Origin of the sequence: Nonomuraea fuscirosea (assembly GCF_035917475.1) — a bacterium.
GTDB classification, from domain to species: Bacteria; Actinomycetota; Actinomycetes; order Streptosporangiales; family Streptosporangiaceae; genus Nonomuraea; species Nonomuraea fuscirosea.
On record NZ_CP109074.1, the window covers coordinates 6,208,193 to 6,226,995 of the forward strand.

Below are 18,803 nucleotides of genomic sequence, written 5' to 3' on the forward strand. Positions count from 1 at the left end.
GGAGGCCACCATTGATTCTTTCCTCTCCGCGAGCCCTAGATACGGTGCCCCAGGACGTGCAGCTGAGTCGCGACGTCACGCAGCACGGGATGGGTCGCGGCGGCCTGCTCCAGCGCCACCAGGGCCTCGGCCGCGCCGGGTTCGCCGTCCACCAGCCGGCTAGGCACCAGGTCGGCGAAGACGCGCACGCCGTGGACGGGACCGGGCGAGAAGCCGGTCGCGGTCAGCAGCTCGACCAGCGTGCCGGCGGCGAACCGCCGGGGCGTGGGGTCACGGTCGCCCCAGCTGCCGCGCGGATCGGTCAGCACCGCCCTGGCCTCGTCGAACTGCCCCGACAGCGCCCGGTGGATGGCGCTGGCCACGGGGTTGGCGGCCAGCACGCTGACGGCGCCGCCCCTGCGCAGCAGGCCCGCGACCGCGGTCAGCGCGCTGATCGGGTCTTCCACGTATTCCAGCACGCTGTGGCAGAGCACCAGGTCGGCGCAGTCGCGGCTGAGCAGCTCGCCGAGGTCGGCGGCGTCGCCCTGGAGGCCGCGCACGGCGACGCCCTTCTCCTTGGCGCGGCGTTCCAGCGCGGCCAGCGAGTCGGGGCTCGGGTCCACGACCGTGACGGCGTGCCCGAGCAGCGCCAGCGGCACCGCGAACCCGCCGGTGCCGCCGCCGGCGTCGACGATGTCGAGCGACTCGCGGCCGGTGGCCGCCGTGCGCTCGGCCAGCATGGACCGCAACGCGTCCCAGACGACGGCGGTCCGCACCGCCGGGGTCCTCGTGACGCCTTCAGCGCGCAACGTCGGCTCGCCTCCCTCTCCCTCGCGACGCCCGGACGACGACCGCCCTCGCGACCGTCGCCCTCGCGAACGTGCACGTCGCGCCGGGCTTTCCTCGTGGACTCGACTCGTGGACTCGTGGACGGGCCCAGCCTACGCCGTACGCGGGAGCTCCCGCTCGCCGTGGAGCACATGGGCTGCCGCGGATCGGAGGAGGTGCGGGACCGCCCGGCCGGGCAGACCGGGCGCACGGGTCACACGGGCCCAGAACCGGGCCCAGAACCGGGCGCGGAGACGGGCCACGAAAGCGGGGTGTGGAGACGCGGGCACAGGACCGGGGCGCCGGTATCGGACGTACAAGCACGGAAAGGGGCGCGTCGCGGCTGGTGACGCGCCACTTGTCCGTACGGCCGGCAGGTGCGCGGTCACAGGCCGGGCGGATGTCGCCAGACCTGGCCACGCGCGCCCGCGCGGGCCGGCGTGGTTGGAACGTACCCCGAACTCGCCCTCCAGGCCCGCCGAAACGGGGTGTCTAAAGGGTGAGGCTTGGCTTGAGTTGTTTGAAGCGGGCCAGCAGCCCGTTGACGAACTGGGGTGATTCGTCGGTCGAGAGCTCTCCCGCCAGGTGCACCCACTCGCTGATGACCACGCCCTCCGGCACGTCGGGGATCCACAGCAGCTCGTACGTGCCGCCACGCAGCAGGTTACGGTCGACCGCGGGCATCCGGTCGAGCGTCCAGCCCTCGGCGTAGGTGGTGATCAGTTCGTCGATGCGCGCGTGGTGCCTGGCGACGCCCTCGACGATGGCCGAGGTGTATTCGTTGACCGGCGGCTCCTGCCGCTCCACGCGCTCGGCGAGGATCTTCAGCGGATCCTCGCCGCGCAGCTCTGCCTCGAAGAGGATGTCGAGCGCTCTTCTGCGTGCTTTGCCGCGTGCCGACACCTCAGGCCCGGCCGAGGTATTCGCCGCTGCGGGTGTCGACCTTGACCCTCTCGCCGGTGGTGATGAACAGCGGGACCTTGATCTCGGCGCCCGTCTCCAGCGTGGCGGGCTTGGTGCCGCCGGTGGAGCGGTCGCCCTGCAGGCCCGGCTCGGTCTCGGAGATGGTCAGCTCGACGGCCGCGGGCAGGTCGACGTAGAGCGCGGAGCCCTCGTTGAACGCGACCGTGGCCAGAGTGTTCTCCAGCATGTAGTTGGCGGCGGTGCCGACGGTGCCCTGGGGCACGTTGACCATGTCGTAGGTCTCGGTGTCCATGAAGACGAAGTCGTCGCCGTCCTTGTACGAGTACTGCATCTCGCGCTTGTCGACGTTGGCCACGTCGACCTTGACGCCGGCGTTGAAGGTCTTGTCGACGACCTTGCCGGAGAGCACGTTCTTGAGCTTGGTGCGCACGAACGCGCCGCCCTTGCCCGGCTTGACGTGCTGGAACTCCACAACGGCCCACAGCTCCCCGCCGTCGAGCTTCAGCACCATGCCGTTCTTGAGGTCGTTGGTCGTCGCCACTCGTTCTTCTCCCGCGTGTGGCCGCTCTAAAGGACGAGCAGCTCCTTGGTCGTCTTGGTGAAAAGTTCCGGCCCGCCCTCACGTGTCACCAGGGTGTCCTCGATGCGAACCCCGCCCCGGCCAGGAAGATAAACCCCGGGCTCGACGGTGATCGGAACTCGATCCTCTAGTCTACCGGTCCTGGCGGGGCCGAGGAACGGCTCCTCGTGGATCTCCAGGCCGACACCGTGGCCGAGACCGTGCCTGAAGTGGCCTCCGTGGCCCGCCTCCGCGATGACGGAACGGGCCGCCGTGTCGACCTGCCTGGCCGTGGTGCCGGGGACGAGGGCGTGCCGGCCGGCCCGCTGCGCCGCGGCGACGAGGTCGTAGAGCTCGCGCTGCCAGGCGGCGGGCGCGCCGAGGCTGACCGTCCTCGTCATGTCGGCGTGGTAGCCGTCGTACCGTGCGCCGAAGTCCATCGTGACCAGGTCTCCCGCGCGCAGCTCCCTGGAGGTGGGGGCGTGGTGCGGGACGGCGCCGTTCTCCCCCGCGGCCACGATCGTGTCGAACGCCGGCTTGTCGGCGCCGAGCTCGGCCATGCGGCTCTCCAGCAGGCGGGCCAGCTCGCGCTCGGTCATCCCGGGGGCGATGGCGGGGCAGACGTCGGTGAACGCCTGGTCGGTGATCTCGCACGCGGTACGGATGCGGTCCAGCTCGGCCTCGTCCTTGACCGCCCGCAGCGGCTCCACCACCGGCCCCAGCGGCACGAGCCCCTCCCCGAGCCTCTGGTAGGCGGCCACGCTCATGTTCGCCGCCTCGATCCCCGTACCCGGCTCCGCCAGCCGGCCCGCCACGTCGGCCGCCTCCTCGCTGGGGACGTCGAGCGCGCGGGCCGCCTCGATGTAGCGGTTGTCGGTGACCAGCAGCGCGCCGCCGTCGGCCCGGACCAGGACGGCGGCGTTCGAGCTGGCCAGCCCGGTGAGGTAGCGGACGTTGACGGGCGAGGTGACGAGCAGGGCGTGGACCCCGTGGGCGGGCAGCAGCCCGGCCACCCGCGCCCGGCGCGCCGGATAGTCGAAGGTCATGAGATCAACCTACGCGGTATGCCCCGATCGTCACCGCCGTCCGCTTCGCCCTGTCGGGCGAGCGGGATCGCCCCCCGTCACGCGAGCCGTTCAGCCCCGTCAGGCGGGCCGGTTCGCCGCTGTCAGGCGCCCCTGCCGTACCGGTCGGGGATGCGCCAGTCGAGCAGGAACCGCGCCGCGGGGCCCGACCCGTTCATGTCGCCCTTCTCCTGGGCCCGCACCAGGTCGCGGTAGACGCCGGCGACGTGGTCCAGCGCGGAGTCGACGTGCCCCTCGCGGGCCTTCCTGGCCGCCTTCCGCAGCTTCTCGTGGGCCTTGCCGGCGACCGCGGGGTTGATGCCGTTCACCTTCTCCTGCGCGGTGATCGCCTCGTCGAACCGCTGCAGCCACTTGCCGTACCCGCCGGCCGGTGCCACGTCCCCGAGGGTCGCCTTGGGCGCGGCGGTCTCGATCAGCGAGGTCGGCTCGTCGTCGGGATCGAGCGTGCGCACCAGGCCGGATCCGTCGTCATCGTCGGTGGGCGTGGGGAACGGCGTGGTGGGGGGCGGCTCCTCGGTCGTGAGCGTGGGGGTCGGCGTCGGGCTCAGCACCGCGACCGGCGGCTCCCTCCTGGCTCCCGCCCACATCACCATGCCCACCGTCACGGCCGCGATCACCAGCACGGCGACGCCGAGCTGGATCATCAGCTTGCGGTTGGGGCCTGAGGGCGGGGCGGGCTCCAGGTCGCCCGCCTGGTAGATGGCGGTGTCACCGGCACGCGGCGGCGCTCCGCCGAGGTGCTGGAACACCTCGGTGGCACCCGAGCCGGCGCCCTGCCCGGACCCGGCCACCGCCCCCGCACCCATCACCCCCGCCACACCGGGCACCGCGCCCATCGCGCCCGTCTGACCGGGCGCCGCGCCCATCGCGCCCGCCCCGCCGGGCGCCGCAGGAGGAGCCTGGGGGGCGGGTTTGGGCCGGGCGATGGCGGCGAGGGTCCTGCGGATGTTCTCCCCGCTGGTGGGCCGCTGCGCCGGATCCTCGGCGAGCATGGCCAGCAGCAGCCGGTCGAGCTCGGGCGAGACCTCGTTCCTGATCGCGCTGGGCGGGACGGGCCGTCCCCCGTTCTCCCCCGCCGTCTCCACGGGCACCCGCCCGCACAGCAGCTCGTAGCAGACGCAGCCGAGCGCGTACACGTCACCGGGTGCCTGCGCGGGCTGCCCAGCGGCCCGTTCCGGCGCCGCGTACCGCTCGTCGCCCCGTACCGGCTCGCGGTCGTCCATCCCGAACCCGACGACCTTGAGCACCCCGCTGCCCGCCAGGCGGAAGCTGTCCGGATCGACCTGACCGTGGACGACGCCGGCGCGGTGCGCCGCGTCGAGCCCGGCCGCCGCCTGGCCGACCAGGTCGCACACCTCCATGATCCGCAACTGCCCGCGCGCGGCGCGCTCCTCGCGCAGGCTGTTCCCGGTGAGGTACTCCATCACCAGGAACGGGGCCCCTTCGTGCTCACCGACGTCCAGCACCATGGCCACGTTCGGATGGATCACCCTGGCCACGGCCTGGGCGTGCTGCCTGAGCACCTCCCGGGTGCCGGCGCCGGCGGCCTTGGCGCCGAGCACCTTCACGGCCACGACCCAGTCGGCCCGCGTGTCGTATCCGCGCCACACCTCGCCCATCGGGCCGCTGCCGATGCGCTCGTCGAGCCGGTACCGGTCAGCGATCAAGGACGGCGCGCGCTCCGTCGCGTCGGACATATCCCCGCCAATTACTCGAAAGTTGAGATTTCCGACCACCATAGGCCCCCACGGCCCCCGCCGCCCCTCCAACGCCCCGGACGCGTCCCGTGCGAAGTTCAGCAGCGTTCACGGGAACGCGAAAGGGAGGGGGCGGAACTCCGCCCCCTCCCTTCGCCGCACGGTCAGGCCAGGGCCGGCTGCGGGACGCGCGGCGCGGGCGCGTCGTCGAGCGACTGCGGCGGCGCGTTGAAGACCGCCGTGTCCAGGCGGCCCTCCGACCGCGCCACCAGCACCGGCACCACCATCTGGCCCGTCACGTTGGTCGCGGTGCGGATCATGTCGAGGATCGGGTCGATGGCCAGCAGCAGGCCGACGCCTTCCAGCGGCAGCCCCAGCGTGCTGAGCGTGAGCGTCAGCATGACGGTCGCGCCGGTCAGCCCCGCCGTCGCGGCCGAGCCGACCACCGACACGAACGCGATCAGCAGGTAGTCACCCACCCCGAGCTGTACCCCGAACACCTGCGCCACGAAGATCGCCGCCAGCGCGGGGTAGATCGAGGCGCAGCCGTCCATCTTGGTGGTCGCCCCGAACGGCACCGCGAAGGCGGCGTAGTCGCGGTCCACGCCGTTGCGCTCGATGGTGACCCGCTGCGTCAGCGGCAGCGTGCCGACCGAGGAGCGAGAGACGAAGGCCAGCTCGATCGCGGGCCAGGCGTTGCGGAAGAAGGCGACGGGGCTGACCTTGCCCCAGACCGCCAGCAGGGCCGGGTACACGGCCAGCAGCACCACGAAGCAGCCGATGTAGACCCCGGCGCTGAACTTGGCCAGCGGCGCGAGCAGGTCCCATCCGTACGTGGACACGGCCTTGCCGATCAGGCCCGCGGTCCCGATGGGGGCCAGGCGGATGACCCACCACAGCGCCTTCTGCACCAGCTCAAGCACGGAGCGGGCGAGGCCGAGGAACGGCTCGGCCTTCTCGCCGACAGCGAGGGCCGCGGCGCCGAGCACGGCCCCGAGGAAGACGATCTGGAGCACGTTCATCTCGGTGAAGGCGGTGACGATGTTCGTCGGCAGGATGCCGGTGACGAAATCGAGCCAGGTGCCGGCGTGCTCGGGGGCCTTGGCGGCGCCGGTGTCGAGGGTGACGCCCTGGCCGGGGTTGATGACCAGGCCGAGGGCGATGCCGACGACGACGGCGACCAGCCCGGTGGCGAGGAACCAGAACAGCGTCTTGCCCGCCAGCCGGGCCGCGCCGCTGACGTTGCGCAGGTTCGCCACGCTGACCAGCACGGCGGTGAAGACGAGGGGCGGGACGGCCAGCTTGAGCAGCTGGACGAAGATCTGGCCGACCCGGGTCAGGGTCTCGGTCAGCCAGGTCACGTCCCACGTTCTGGCGGCGAAGCCCAGCGCCACGCCGGCGACGAGGCCCAGCAGCAACTGCAGGGAGAAGGAGAATCTCTTCACGGAGGGGTACGACTTCCGGTGCGAGGGCATGCCGAGGGCACGCCCGGGTGAGGACAGGGACGAACGCGGGGGCGGCGGTCAGTGACACATCGATCCGTGCCACCGGCACAGATCGATGTGCAGCCGCTCGACGAGCCACACGATCACCACGGAGAACCTCACGAGGCGCTACAACACCGGTTAATTCAGCCGGATTCCCCCATCCGGGGTGATTCACCTCACTCGGCGGCGATCTCCCTGATGGTCTCGATCAGCCGCAGCCGCTCCTCGTGCGTCCGGCCCAGCGGCGTCACGTTCAGCGTGGTCACGCCCGACTCCTTCAGCGCCCGCACGCGGTCGCGGACGAACCCCTCGCTGCCGATCAGCGACATCTTCTCCAGCAGCTCCGCCGGGACCTGCGCGGCCGCCTCCTCCTTCCTGCCCTCCAGGTAGAGCTCCTGGATCAGCTCGGCCTCCTTCTCGTAGCCGTAGCGCCTGGCCAGGTCGTTGTAGAAGTTCCTGCCCTTGGCGCCCATGCCGCCGATGTAGAGCGCCGCCATCGGCCGCCCGAACTCCAGCAGCCCCGACACGTCGTCGCCGATCGCCAGCGACGCCTGCGCGATCACGTCCAGCTCGCCCAGCTCGGGATCGCGCCTGGCCCTGCCCGCGGCCAGGGCGGGGCCCCAGACGTCGGCGGCCTTCTCGGGCACGTAGAAGATCGGCTCCCAGCCCTCCGCCACCTCGGCGGTCAGCTCGACGTTCTTGGGCCCGATCGCGGCGACCACGATGGGGATGCGGGCGCGTACCGGATGGTTGATCAGCTTCAGCGGCTTGCCCAGGCCCGTGCCCTGGTCGGCGGGGAGCGGCACGGTGTAGTGGCGCCCCTCGAAGCTGACCCGCTCACGCCGCCAGACCTGGCGGCAGATCTCGATGACCTCCCTGGTACGCCCGAGCGGCGCGGTGTACGGCACCCCGTGGAAGCCCTCGATCACCTGCGGCCCCGAGGCTCCGAGGCCGAGCGTGAAACGCCCGTCGGAGACGTAGTCCAGGCCCGCCGCCGTCATCGCCAGCAGCGTCGGCGTGCGCGAGTAGATCGGCAGGATGCCGGAGGCGATCTGCAGCCGCTCGGTCTTCGCCGCGATGTAGCCCATCTGGCTGACGGCGTCGAACGAGTACGCCTCCGCCACGAACACGATGTCGAGCCCGGCCCGCTCGTAGTCGGCCAGCCCGGCGACCGTCTCCTTGAAACCGCCCGAGTACTTGAGTGCCATCCCGATGCGCATGCCCGGCTCTCCCGCCCAACCGAATGATGTTCTGTTATGCCGGCACCACCCTATCGCGTCGGCGTGGCGCCTCGGGAGCCGCTAGCCTGGATCAAGTGCTGAGCCGGGTCGTCGTCGTCGTATCCGCCGTGGTGGCCGTGGCCCTGGCGGGTCATCAGCTGATCCCCGCGTTCGGCGGATTCACCCCTGTCATGGAGAGCCTGCTGCCCTGGCTGGGGCTGGCGGTCCCGGTGCTGCTGGCGGCCGCCGCCATGGCACGTTCCACCAGGGCCGCCGCCGTCGCGCTGGTGCCGGGGGTGGTCTGGGCGGTGATGTTCGGCTCCGCGCTCCTGCGCACCCCGCCCGGAGGGCCCAGCGACCTCACCGTCGGCACCGTCAACGTGGGCGTGCGCAACAGCGCCTCGGGCGAGGCCGTACGCGCGATCGCCAAGGACCTCGACGTCCTGGCCGCCCAGGAGCTGACCAGCGGCGGGCCCGCGGCCAAACAGCTCAACAAGATGTTCAAGTACCACTACCCGGTCAGCACGGTCGGCCTGTGGAGCCGCTATCCGATCAGCGACACCAAGCCGCTCGACGTCGGCATGGGCTGGCCGCGCGCGCTGCGGGCGGTCGTCTCCACGCCCAAGGGCAAGGTGACCGTCTACGTCATGCACCTCGCCTCGGCCAGGCCCGGCCACACCACCTCGCGGGACGCCTCGCTGGCGCAGGCGCGCAGGCTCATCGACGCCGACCCGAGCAAGCGCATCCTGCTGCTCGGCGACCTCAACACCGCCACCACCGACCGGGGCATGCGCGGGCTGACGCCGCCCCTGACCGACGCCCAGAGCGCGGCGGGCGACGGGTTCGGGTTCACCTGGCCGGCCGAGTTCCCGATCACCCGGCCGGACCACATCCTGTTCAAGGGCATGACCGCCACCGAGGCGGGCGTCGCGCCGGCGACCGGCAGCGACCACCGCGCCGCCATCGCCTCCCTGCGCTTCTGAACGTGCGCGCATCCGGGTACGCGCGCGTCCGCGCACCCGGGCGTCCGGCTAGGTGAGCGCCGCCCCCGGGCGGCCGGCCTTGAGCCGCAGGCGGTCCAGGTCCTGCGGGGTGTCGATGTCGGCGGGGTCGCCGTGCTCGTCGCACGCCACCTCGGTGACCAGCTCGGGATACGCCTTCATGAACGGCCGCGCTCCCACGTCCCCCACAGCCAGCGCGGACACCTCGGCGAAGTGCTCCCTGGCGATCAGCACCGGGTTCCTGCGCCGGCCGCCGTAGGTCGCGACCGCCAGCCCGGCCCCCGAGCCGATCAGCGCGCGGACCGCGCCCGGCCCGATCAGCGGCTGGTCCACCAGCGCCACCACCACCGACTCCGCCTCCTCCGGCAGCGCGGCCAGCCCCAGCCGCAGGGAGGAGCCCATGCCGGAGGCCCAGTCCGGGTTGCGCACCGTGACCGCCCCGCGTACCTGCACCGTGGCCGCGCCGAGCACGACCACGACCGGATGGCAGCCGCCCTCGTCCAGCAGCCGCACGCCGCGCTCCACCAGCCGCTCGCCCCCGAACTCGACCAGCGCCTTCGGCCGGCCCAGGCGGGTGCCCTCGCCGGCGGCCAGCAGCAGCCCCGCGACCCCGCCGGTCCTCACGGCGCCTCCGGCCCGGCGCCGGGCCGGAGCTCGGGCTGCTTCTCGTGGTGGATGCGCCCCTCCGTCACCGACAGCGGGCGTCCCGAGCCGCCCCAGCGCAGCTGGATGAGCTCGGCGGCGATGGACACGGCCGTCTCCTCGGGCGTACGCGCGCCGAGGTCGAGGCCGATGGGCGAGCGCAGCCTGGCCAGCTCGGCCTCGGTCAGGCCGGACTCGCGCAGCCGTTCGAGACGGTCCTCGTGGGTGCGGCGGGAGCCCATCGCGCCCACGTAACCCGCGCCGGTGCGCAGCGCCACCTCCAGCAGCGGCACGTCGAACTTGGGGTCGTGGGTCAGCACGCAGATGACCGTGCGCTCGTCCACCTGCACGGAGGCCAGGTAGTCGTGCGGCCACTTGACCACGACCTCGTCGGCGTCGGGGAACCGCTTGGCGGTGGCGAAGACCGGCCGCGCGTCGCACACGGTGACGTGGTAGCCGAGAAACTTGCCCACCCTGGCCACCCCGGCGGCGAAGTCGATCGCCCCGAACACCAGCATCCGCGGCGGCGGCGCGAACGAGTGCACGAACACCGCCAGGTCGTCCAGCCGCCGCTCCCCCTGCCCCCCGTAGTGACGCAGGCCGGTCAGGCCCTGGGCGAGCATGCCGCGGGCGTCGTCGTCCACGGCCTCGTCGAGACGGTCCAGGCCCAGCGTGCCCGCCGAGCGGTCGGTCCAGATGATCCGGCGCGCGCCCACCTGGCCGGGGCCTGAGACGATCGTGGCCACCGCGACCGGCTGGTGCGCCTCCACCGACGCGGCGATCTCCCCCAGCTCGGGGAAGGTCTCCAGCGAGACGGGCTCGACGAGGATGTCGATGATGCCGCCGCAGGTCAGGCCGACGGCGAACGCGTCGTCGTCGCTCACCCCGTACCGCTGCAGGACAGGGGTGTCGACCTCGGCGGCCAGTTCGAACACCGCGCCCTCGACGCAACCGCCGGACACGCTGCCGACCACCTCGTCACCGCGCACCGCCATGGCCGCCCCCGGCTGCCTGGGCGCGCTGCTCCACGTGCCCACCACGGTGGCCAGGCCGAACTTGAGCCCCGACCGCCACCACTTCATGATCTCCGGCAGCACGTCACGCATGGGCGAGCCTTTCGCTGAGTCGCTCGTAGGCGGCCAGGCTGTGCCCGGCCACCAGGTCGTCGAGGTGGGGCAGGGCGGCGCGCATGCCGCCGGTGAGCGGCTGGTAGTCCGCGTATCCCTTGTGCGGGTTGACCCAGATCACCCGGTACGCCTGCCGGGCCAGCCGGGCCATCTGAGTGCCCAGCAGCTCGGGATCGCCGCGTTCCCACCCGTCCGAGGCGATCACCGCGATCGCGCCCCTGGCGCTGTAACGGGTGAGGAATTCCTTGAGTTCCGCGCCCAGCCGGGTGCCGCCGCTCCAGTCGGGGATCACCTTGGACGCCTCGTTCAGCGCGGTGCCCGGGTCGCGGTGGCGCAGCTCGGCCGTGATCGGGGTGAGCCGGGTGCCGACCGAGTAGACCCTGGTGGCCCTGGGCTCGCTCCTGACCAGCGCGTGGGCGAAGCGCAGCAATGTCTCGGCGTACGGGGCCATCGAGCCGCTGACGTCCACCAGCAGCACGACCGTGCGCGGCCTGGAGGTGTGCCTGCGGCGGCGGAGCCTGGCCACCTCGCCCTTCCTGAGCGCGTCGCGGATCGTCCTGCGCTGGTCCAGGCCGCCTCGGTGGGCGCTCTCGAAGCGGCGCGAGCGCCGCCGGGCCCGGCCGCCCTTCAGCATGGCCAGCATCCGGTGCACCTCGGCCCGTTCGGCCTCGCTCAGCCGGGCCACGTCACGGTGGCGGAGCACCTCCATCCGGCTGGCGGTCGCGGGGGCCGTGGTGCCGTCGTCCTGGCCCGCCTCGCCGTCGCCGTCGCGCGCGGCCAGGTGCCGGGTGACGCTCGTGACCGTCGTACGCGCCGGCGCCGCCCGTTGCCCGCCGAAGTAGGCGGCGAAGCAGCGGTCGTAGCGGGGCAGGTCGTCGGGCGTGGCGCACAGCGTCAGCCGCCCGGCCCAGTAGACCTCGCCGGAATCGTCCACGTCGAGGTGGTCGAGGGCGCGCAGCAGGTTCTGGGTCCGCTCGTGATCGGCCGCGACGCCCGCCGCGCGCAGCGTCCTGGCGAACCCCGTCATGGTGGCGGCCAGCTCATTCATGGGAGAGCAGCCCGTTGCCGAGCACCGCCGCGACGTCCTCCCGGTATTTCAGCGCCGCGCCGAGCGTGGCGGCGGCCCGGCCGGGATCGAGCTCCTTGGCGCCCAGCGTCAGCAGCGCCTCCGTCCAGTCGAGCGTCTCGGCCACCCCCGGCGGCTTGACCAGGTCGGCCCGGCGCAGCCGTTCGGCCGCCCGCGCCACCTGCGCCGCCAGCGTCTCGGTGCACTCCGGCAGGCGGCGCAGCAGGATGGCGACCTCGCGGTCGAAGCCCGGGTGCTCCAGCCAGTGGTAGAGGCAGCGGCGCTTGAGCGCGTCGTGCACCTCGCGGGTCCTGTTGGAGGTGACCACGACGACCGGCGGCGTGCTCGCCTTCACCGTGCCCAGCTCGGGGATGGAGATGGTGAAGTCGGAGAGCACCTCCAGCAGGAACGCCTCGAACTCGTCGTCGGCCCGGTCGATCTCGTCCACGAGCAGCACGCTGGGCTGCGTCTCGACGGCCTTCAGCAGCGGCCTGGCGATGAGGAAGCGGCGGTCGTAGATCTCGCCCTCCAGCCTGGCCACGTCGGTGACCCCGGCCGCCTCGGCGGCCTTGAGGTGGAGGAGCTGGCGGGCGAAGTCCCAGTCGTACAGGGCCTGGGCCGCGTCCAGCCCCTCATAGCACTGGAGCCTGATCAGCGGCGCGTCCAGCAGCGCGGCGAGGGTCTTGGCCAGCTCCGTCTTCCCGACCCCCGCCTCGCCTTCGAGGAAGAGCGGCCGTCCCATGCGCAACGCCAGGAAGGCCGCCGTGGCCAGGCCCTCGTCGGCCAGATAGGCGTGCCGGTCGAGCAGCTCGATGAGCTTGTCCGGCGACTCGATGTCCATTGCCCTGATTGTCCGCCGCAGCACCCCTTCAGGCTACGTCCACACCCGGCCTCCGCGATATTCACCCGCGTATTCACCCGGAGCGACCGTCACGAACTGTAAGCTTCTGCTCACCGAACGAGAGGACGACAAGGCATGCCCCCGAGCCTTGCCCACGAAGTACCGATAGAAATGCTCCGCCGCCGCCCGGACCTGGGCGTGGAGCTGCTGGTCCGCGCCCTCGAAGCGGACGGCGCAGGCTACGGCGACGCCCGCGAGGAGTCGGTGGACATGCACCACCGGCTGGTGGCGGAGGCCAGGGCCGACTCCGTCATCTCGGTCGCCGATCCGCAGGGAAAGCGGCACTACCTCATCATCGAAGTCCAGCGCCGATATCGGCCTGAGAAGGTCTGGGCCTGGATCGGGTACGTCGGCGGTCTCATGGCGAGAAAGAAGACCGGAGTCATCCTGCTGGTGATCTGCCCCGACGAGCGGGTCGCGGCCAGATACCGGGAGGGGCTTCAGATCGAGCACTCGTGCGTCTTGTTCGTCCCCGTGGTGCTCAGCCCGCCGTCCGCGATCCGGAGGAGGTGGTGCGCTTCCCCGAGCTCGCCACTCTGTCCGCCGCGGCCCGGCCGGACGACCTCGAGTCGGCGCTCGCCGTGGGCACCGGCCTGGCCCGGGTCGGCGACGAGCACAGCTACTTCTACTACGACTTCCTGCGCACGCAACTGCACGAGAAGATCCGCATCGAACTGGAGGAACACATGCTCAAGCTCAACCTCACCGACCACATCCCCGACCGCTTCACCCAACCCATCGAGGACGCCGCGAAGGCCAGGGGAGAACTGACGGGCGCCATCCGCTGCCTGCTCGCAGTGCTGGAGCAGAGAGACCTGGACATCACGCAAGAGCGGCGGGCGGCGATCGAGTCCTGCAAGGACAGGGACCAGGTCCTCACCTGGACGGTTCTGGCGGCCACCGCCATCACCGCGGCCGAAGTGTTCGGCGAGGACTGATGCTGATGGAGCTCAGTACGCCCGAACCCTGGGACAGACCCGTGTCCCAGGAGGCCAGGCAGCAGAGCAAGATAACCGCGGCGCGGCGGGCGATCGACGTCGCCCTGCAGACCCGCTTCCTGTGGATCAGCCGGGAGAACCGCGAGGCCATCTTCTCCTGCGAGGACCTCGATCACCTGCAGCACCTGCTCATCCGCATCCTCACCGTCGACACGGTGGACGAGCTCTTCCCCGAGCCGGGCTAGCCGCACGGACCGGAACCCCGGTCTCCCTGAGCCCCCGGATCAGGGCCTTTCCTCGTGCGCCTCCCCGCGCTCGCGGATCAGGGCCCTCAGCTCGGCCAAGGCCTGGCGGGCGCGCTCCTTCTCCGAGCCCTGGATGCCCATGGCGCCGACGGTGTGGCCGTCGGAGAAGTCGATCCGCGGCCACGGATCACCCACCACCATCGTCACCTCCAGCGCCTCCGGCCACGTGTAGCGGTGGGTGCGGACGGCGTTGACGATCGTCAGGCCCTTCTCGTCGGCCTCCACCCGCACCCGGCCCAGCAGATGGAGCACGTACGCCACCGCGCACCCGAACGCCACGATCGCCACCCGGTCGGGCAGCTGGAACGGCGGCGCGATGAGGACGGCCATCACCACCGCCCCCAGCACGATCACGACGGCGAAACCGTAGGCGACGAGACGCCCCCGGCGCGGGCGCCAGGTGACGGGCAGGGGCGGCGGGGACACGGGCTCTGACACGAGGGAAACCTACCGTAGATCAGGCCAGGTCCCTCAGGAGGAGGGCGGTCTCAAGCGCGGCGACGGCCGACTCGTACCCCTTGTCCTCCTTGCTGCCCGGCAGGCCCGAGCGGTCGAGTGCCTGGTCCATCGTCTCGCAGGTGAGCACGCCGTTGCCGACCGGTGTCCGTTCGTCGAGCGAGATCCGGGTCAGGCCGGACGTCACCGAGTCGCAGACGTAGTCGAAGTGGGCGGTCTCGCCGCGGATGACCGCGCCCAGCGCCACCACCGCGTCGCAGCGGCGGGCCAGCGCCTGGGCGACCACCGGGATCTCCAGCGAGCCCGGCACGCGTACGACCGTCGCCGTCGCGCCGCTGTCGGCGCACGCCTGCACCGCGCGTGACACCAGCTGGTCGGTGATCTTGGCGTGCCAGCTCGCCGCCACCACGCCCACCGTCAGCCCCGACGCGTCGGGCGCCGTGGCGCCCGGCCGTCCTTCCCCGCTCATGCCTCCTCCTTCACCGGCCGCGGCCGGTCGTGACTGCTGTGCCCGACGTGCCCGGCGCGGGCCCGACTCACGACGCCTCCGAGATGTCGTGGCCGAGGCGGTCGCGCTTGGCCCTGAGGTAACGCTCGTTGTACGGGTTCATCGCCACGGGCATGGGCTCGCGGCCGAGGACCTTGATGCCGTAGCCGTCCATGCCCTTGAGCTTGGCCGGGTTGTTGGTCAGCAGCCGTACCGACTTGACGCCGAGGTCGGCCAGGATCTGGCCGGCGTTGGAGAACTCGCGCGCGTCCACCGGCAGCCCCAGCTCCACGTTGGCGTCGACGGTGTCGCTGCCGTTGTCCTGGAGGCTGTAGGCGCGCAGCTTGGCCAGCAGCCCGATGCCGCGCCCCTCGTGGCCGCGCAGGTAGACGATCACGCCGCGGCCCTCCTGGGCGATGGCGGACATGGCGTGGTCGAGCTGCACCCCGCAGTCGCAGCGCAGCGAGCCGAACACGTCGCCGGTCAGGCATTCGGAGTGGGCCCTGACCAGGATGTTCTCGCCGCCGGCCAGGTCGCCGAAGACGAGCGCGACGTGCTCGCCGCCGTCGAGCGCGCTGGCGTAGCCGAAGGCCCGCCACATCCCGTACGCGTTCGGCAGCCGCGTCTCGGCGACCCGCGTCACCATGCTCTCGGCCCGCCGCCGGTAGTCGACGAGCTGCTCGATGGACACCAGCGCGAGATCGTGCTCGTCGGCGAAGCGGCGCAGCTCGGGCAGCCGGGCCATGGTGCCGTCGTCGTTGACGACCTCGGCCAGCGCCCCCGCCGACGACAGCCCGGCCAGCCTGGCCAGGTCGACGGCCGCCTCGGTGTGGCCGCGCCGGGCCAGCACGCCGCCCTCGTGGTAACGCAGCGGGAAGACGTGTCCCGGGCGGACGAGCTCGTTGGGCTCGGTGGCCGAGTCGGCGAGCGTGCGGATCGTCCTGGCCCGGTCGGCCGCCGAGATGCCCGTGGTGACGCCGTCGCGGGCGTCCACGGTGATCGTGTACGCCGTGCGCATGCGTTCCTTGTTGTGGAACACCATGAGCGGCAGGCCGAGCCGGTCGAGCTCCTTGCCGTCCATGGCCACGCAGATCATGCCGCTGGTGTGCCTGATCGTGAACGTGCACAGCTCGGGCGTGGCCTTGGCCGCGGCGAAGATGAGGTCGCCCTCGTTCTCCCTGTTCTCGTCGTCGACGACCACCACGGGCTTGCCGGCCCGGATGTCCTCGATCGCGCGCTCGATCGGGTCGAGCGTGATGCCGCTCACTGTGCCACCGCCACTTCCGCTTCCACCGGCCGCGCGGAACGGTATTCGCGCAGCCATTTCACGAACCCGACCAGCACCAGGACGAAGAAGATGCCGTACACGTAGCCGGAGACCACCAGGCCCGAGCTGAACGCGAGCGGCACCCCGACCAGGTCCACGGCCACCCACACGATCCAGAAGTCCACGAACGCGCGCCCCTGCGCCCAGGTGGCCAGCGCGCTGCCGACGAAGATGTAGGCGTCGGCGGCCACCAGGAAGGCGCCCTTCGGCAGCGGCTCGTGCGCGCCCCACGACAGGCCGGTCGCGTAGAACAGCAGCCCCACCACGACGGTGCCCAGCACCATGAGGCCGATCATGACCAGCCGCTCCCACACCGGGGCGGGCCTGACGGCCAGCTTCCTGCCGTCCTGGGTGCCGCGCCGCCACGCCCACCAGCCGTAGATCGCCAGCCCCGCGAACAACGCCTGCTTGAGCGCGTTACCGGTGATGTGCGCGTTGATCGAGGCGATGAACAGCAGCACCGAGCCGGTGAACTGCACCGGCCACGTCCACATCGACTTGCGCATGGCCAGCAGGACCGTCGACAGGGCGGCGATGTTGCCGACCAGATCGGTCCAGAGCACATGGGTGCCGAATATCTCGAATCCGGCCTCGGCCCAGTTCACTGCCTGACCACCAGCCTCTCCACATACTTCGCGATCACGTCGACCTCGATGTTCACCATGTCTCCCACCCGGCGTCCGGCCATGGTGGTGAGCTTCAGCGTGGTCGGGATGAGGCTCACGCCGAAGCTTTCGTCGTCAACCGTGGTGACCGTCAGGCTGATTCCGTCGATCGCGATCGAGCCCTTCTCCGCGACGTAGCGGCTCAGCGCGGGCGACAGGGAGAAACGCAGGTCGTCCCAGCTCTCGCCGGGGTCGCGCGACAGCAGCACGGCGGTTCCGTCCACGTGGCCCTGCACGATGTGGCCGCCGAGGCGCTGGTCGGCGCGGACGGCCCGCTCCAGGTTCACCGCGGAGCCCTCGGTGAGGGCGCCGAGTGAGCTGCGTTCGAGCGACTCCTTGATCACGTCCACCGTGAACACGTCGCCCGTGACCTCCACGACCGTGAGGCACACGCCGTTGACGGCGATCGAGTCGCCGTGTTTCGCGTCGGAGGTGACGACCGGGCCGCGCACCGACAGCAGGGCTCCGCCGCCCTCCTGCCTGATCGCCACCACTTCGCCCAATTCCTCGATGATTCCGGTGAACATCACTTCTCCCTGCCTGGTTGGGGGTTGGGCCGGGCGATCAGCCGTAGGTCCGGCCCTATCTGGGAAATTTCGTCAAATGTCAGGCGAGGCAACTCGCCGATCGTGCGTACCCCGGCATCGCCGAGCGCCGCCCGCCCGGAGCCGAGCAGCGCCGGCGCCACGTACGCCACCACCCGATCGACCAGGCCCTGCCCGACGAACGAGCCGGCCAGCGTCGGGCCGCCCTCCAGGAAGACGCTCACGACGCCGCGCGCGGCCAGCTCCCGCAGCAGCGCCTCCAGGTCCAGCCCGGCGCCGCGGCGCGGCACGCGTACCAGATCGGCCTCGTGGGCCGGCGCGGACGACTCGCCGCTCTCACGATCCGGCGCGGACGACTCGCCGCTCTCACGGCCCGGCGCGGACGGCTCGCCGGCCTCGCGGTCCGGCGCGTGCGGCGGGGCGGCCGCGCGGCCTGGCGCGGGCAGCAGGTCGGTCTCGATGCCGGTACGGGCGTCGTCGGCGACGGCGACGAGCGTGGGCGCCTGGCCGTCGAGGACCCGGGCGGACGGGGGTGTCCTGCCGTCGGGATCGACCACCACCCGCAGCGGCACCCGCACCCGCGGGCGATCGCCCGCGTGATGGCCGGGGTGATCGCCGGGGATGCCGGGAACGCCGGGGACATCGGGGACGGCGGCGGGCCCCTCGCCGGGGGTGGAGGGGCGGGCCGTCAGGCGGGGGTCGTCGGCGAGGACGGTGCCGATGCCCGCGACGATCGCGTCGGCGGCGGCCCGCAGCCGGTGCACGTCGGCCCTGGCCTCAGGGGAGGTGATCCACTGGCTGGTGCCGTCCTCGGCGGCCGATCTGCCGTCGAGGGTCGCGGCGAACTTCCAGGTCACGTGGGGCCGGCCGAGCCGCGCGTACGTCAGCCACTCCTCGTTGACCTGCTCGGCCCGCTCGGCGAGCACCCCGGAGGTGACCTCGACGCCGTGGGCGCGCAGCCGGGCCGCGCCACCGGCGGCCTTGGGGGTGGGATCGGGCACGGCGATGACCACGCGGGCCACTCCGGCGTCGAGGAGGGCGCGGCTGCACGGCCCGGTGCGGCCGGTGTGGTCGCAGGGTTCGAGGGTGACGTAGGCCGTGCCGCCCTTGGCCCGCTCTCCGGCCTGCGCCAGCGCGACGATCTCGGCGTGGGGCCCGCCCGCGTACGCGTGGAAGCCCTCGCCGGCGACCTGGCCCGCGGAATCGAGCACGACGCAGCCCACGACGGGGTTGGGGCTGGTGGTGCCGTGTCCGCGCCCGGCCAGCTCGACGGCGCGCGCCATGGGGGCGACGTCTTCGGCGGGTATCTCCACCCGGGGTCTCCTACTCGCCAGTAGCTCCAAGCCATGGCGGGCCCCGGGGGATCTCGCCGCGGCGCAACCTCGTGCACCACGGCAGGCGCCCGGCTGGGACGCCGGACACCTCGCGCGCTTCCTCCCATCCGGACTTTAACCGTCGGTCCCGGAATTTCACCGAGTCAACCGGCCGATGGCATCGGCCGGGTCGCGGACTGTCACCGCCGGTTCGGAATTTCACCGACCCCGGAGCACGCTAGCTCTCTTTC

The 18,803-nt window shown here is 72.1% G+C and carries 21 protein-coding genes and 1 riboswitch; of the genes, 3 read left to right on the plus strand and 18 right to left on the minus strand.

Features of this window, described 5'->3' with window-relative positions:
- Window positions 1-35 precede the first annotated feature (35 nt).
- From OIE67_RS28265 to OIE67_RS28295, 7 genes are all read right to left on the minus strand, one after another.
- Window positions 36-755, minus strand: a complete 720-nt coding sequence (locus OIE67_RS28265) for a methyltransferase domain-containing protein (RefSeq protein ID WP_245956058.1) — start codon at window positions 753-755, stop codon at window positions 36-38.
- 544 nt (window positions 756-1,299) lie between these two features.
- Window positions 1,300-1,710, minus strand: a complete 411-nt coding sequence (nusB, locus tag OIE67_RS28270; protein WP_106244585.1) for a transcription antitermination factor NusB — start codon at window positions 1,708-1,710, stop codon at window positions 1,300-1,302.
- A gap of 1 nt (window position 1,711) precedes the next feature.
- Window positions 1,712-2,272 (minus strand): elongation factor P, encoded by a 561-nt coding sequence (efp, locus tag OIE67_RS28275; protein ID WP_106244583.1) that lies wholly within the window; start codon window positions 2,270-2,272, stop codon window positions 1,712-1,714.
- A 26-nt stretch (window positions 2,273-2,298) separates the two neighbouring features.
- Entirely contained in the window at window positions 2,299-3,336 is a 1,038-nt protein-coding gene (locus OIE67_RS28280; protein ID WP_326626070.1) for a M24 family metallopeptidase, read from the minus strand.
- Between the two features lie 122 nt (window positions 3,337-3,458).
- The gene (locus tag OIE67_RS28285) at window positions 3,459-5,042 is read right to left on the minus strand and encodes a serine/threonine-protein kinase (protein ID WP_326626072.1); all 1,584 of its coding nucleotides are present in this window, start codon (window positions 5,040-5,042) and stop codon (window positions 3,459-3,461) included.
- 194 nt (window positions 5,043-5,236) lie between these two features.
- Complete coding sequence (locus tag OIE67_RS28290; RefSeq protein WP_326626074.1) at window positions 5,237-6,517, minus strand: dicarboxylate/amino acid:cation symporter; 1,281 nt, start codon at window positions 6,515-6,517, stop codon at window positions 5,237-5,239.
- Between the two features lie 218 nt (window positions 6,518-6,735).
- Complete coding sequence (locus OIE67_RS28295) at window positions 6,736-7,779, minus strand: LLM class F420-dependent oxidoreductase (RefSeq protein ID WP_326626075.1); 1,044 nt, start codon at window positions 7,777-7,779, stop codon at window positions 6,736-6,738.
- A 95-nt stretch (window positions 7,780-7,874) separates the two neighbouring features.
- On the opposite strand from OIE67_RS28295, the gene OIE67_RS28300 reads away from it, so the two are divergent.
- Window positions 7,875-8,762 (plus strand): endonuclease/exonuclease/phosphatase family protein, encoded by an 888-nt coding sequence (locus tag OIE67_RS28300; RefSeq protein WP_245956056.1) that lies wholly within the window; start codon window positions 7,875-7,877, stop codon window positions 8,760-8,762.
- 48 nt (window positions 8,763-8,810) lie between these two features.
- Here OIE67_RS28300 and OIE67_RS28305 read toward each other — a convergent pair whose 3' ends face one another.
- Genes OIE67_RS28305 through OIE67_RS28325 form a run of 5 tightly spaced genes read right to left on the minus strand, consistent with a single transcriptional unit; the run spans window position 8,811 to window position 12,969 of the window.
- Window positions 8,811-9,404 (minus strand): nucleotidyltransferase family protein, encoded by a 594-nt coding sequence (locus OIE67_RS28305; protein WP_326626079.1) that lies wholly within the window; start codon window positions 9,402-9,404, stop codon window positions 8,811-8,813.
- Window positions 9,401-10,528 (minus strand): XdhC/CoxI family protein, encoded by a 1,128-nt coding sequence (locus tag OIE67_RS28310; RefSeq protein ID WP_326626082.1) that lies wholly within the window; start codon window positions 10,526-10,528, stop codon window positions 9,401-9,403. Before OIE67_RS28310 ends, OIE67_RS28305 begins: the two co-directional genes overlap by 4 nt.
- Window positions 10,521-11,597, minus strand: coding sequence for a vWA domain-containing protein (locus OIE67_RS28315; RefSeq protein ID WP_326626084.1), 1,077 nt, complete (start codon window positions 11,595-11,597; stop codon window positions 10,521-10,523). Before OIE67_RS28315 ends, OIE67_RS28310 begins: the two co-directional genes overlap by 8 nt.
- Entirely contained in the window at window positions 11,590-12,456 is an 867-nt protein-coding gene (locus OIE67_RS28320) for an AAA family ATPase (protein WP_106244570.1), read from the minus strand. Before OIE67_RS28320 ends, OIE67_RS28315 begins: the two co-directional genes overlap by 8 nt.
- Before the next feature lie 33 nt (window positions 12,457-12,489).
- Window positions 12,490-12,969, minus strand: coding sequence for a hypothetical protein (locus tag OIE67_RS28325; RefSeq protein ID WP_326626086.1), 480 nt, complete (start codon window positions 12,967-12,969; stop codon window positions 12,490-12,492).
- A gap of 2 nt (window positions 12,970-12,971) precedes the next feature.
- Here OIE67_RS28325 and OIE67_RS28330 point away from each other — a divergent pair, with 2 nt between their 5' ends.
- Both OIE67_RS28330 and OIE67_RS28335 read left to right on the plus strand, forming a co-directional pair.
- Window positions 12,972-13,454, plus strand: a complete 483-nt coding sequence (locus OIE67_RS28330) for a hypothetical protein (protein WP_326626088.1) — start codon at window positions 12,972-12,974, stop codon at window positions 13,452-13,454.
- A 5-nt stretch (window positions 13,455-13,459) separates the two neighbouring features.
- On the plus strand, window positions 13,460-13,699 hold the full coding sequence (locus OIE67_RS28335) for a hypothetical protein (RefSeq protein WP_326626090.1): 240 nt from the start codon (window positions 13,460-13,462) through the stop codon (window positions 13,697-13,699).
- A 39-nt stretch (window positions 13,700-13,738) separates the two neighbouring features.
- On the opposite strand, the gene OIE67_RS28340 is transcribed toward OIE67_RS28335, so the two are convergent.
- From OIE67_RS28340 to ribD, 6 genes are all read right to left on the minus strand, one after another.
- Complete coding sequence (locus tag OIE67_RS28340; RefSeq protein ID WP_326626092.1) at window positions 13,739-14,197, minus strand: PH domain-containing protein; 459 nt, start codon at window positions 14,195-14,197, stop codon at window positions 13,739-13,741.
- A 19-nt stretch (window positions 14,198-14,216) separates the two neighbouring features.
- Window positions 14,217-14,684, minus strand: coding sequence for a 6,7-dimethyl-8-ribityllumazine synthase (gene ribH, locus OIE67_RS28345; protein WP_106244567.1), 468 nt, complete (start codon window positions 14,682-14,684; stop codon window positions 14,217-14,219).
- A 67-nt stretch (window positions 14,685-14,751) separates the two neighbouring features.
- Complete coding sequence (locus tag OIE67_RS28350) at window positions 14,752-15,969, minus strand: bifunctional 3,4-dihydroxy-2-butanone-4-phosphate synthase/GTP cyclohydrolase II (RefSeq protein ID WP_181307827.1); 1,218 nt, start codon at window positions 15,967-15,969, stop codon at window positions 14,752-14,754.
- Window positions 15,966-16,634 (minus strand): nicotinamide mononucleotide transporter family protein, encoded by a 669-nt coding sequence (locus OIE67_RS28355; RefSeq protein ID WP_106244563.1) that lies wholly within the window; start codon window positions 16,632-16,634, stop codon window positions 15,966-15,968. The genes OIE67_RS28350 and OIE67_RS28355 overlap by 4 nt, the downstream gene beginning before the upstream one ends.
- Window positions 16,631-17,221 (minus strand): riboflavin synthase, encoded by a 591-nt coding sequence (locus OIE67_RS28360; protein WP_326626098.1) that lies wholly within the window; start codon window positions 17,219-17,221, stop codon window positions 16,631-16,633. The genes OIE67_RS28355 and OIE67_RS28360 overlap by 4 nt, the downstream gene beginning before the upstream one ends.
- A complete protein-coding gene (gene ribD, locus OIE67_RS28365) occupies window positions 17,221-18,552 on the minus strand; it encodes a bifunctional diaminohydroxyphosphoribosylaminopyrimidine deaminase/5-amino-6-(5-phosphoribosylamino)uracil reductase RibD (RefSeq protein WP_326626100.1) in 1,332 nt (443 codons plus the stop codon). The genes OIE67_RS28360 and ribD overlap by 1 nt, the downstream gene beginning before the upstream one ends.
- Window positions 18,553-18,662: 110 nt before the next feature.
- A riboswitch (FMN riboswitch) is annotated at window positions 18,663-18,793 on the minus strand.
- Window positions 18,794-18,803: the final 10 nt, after the last annotated feature.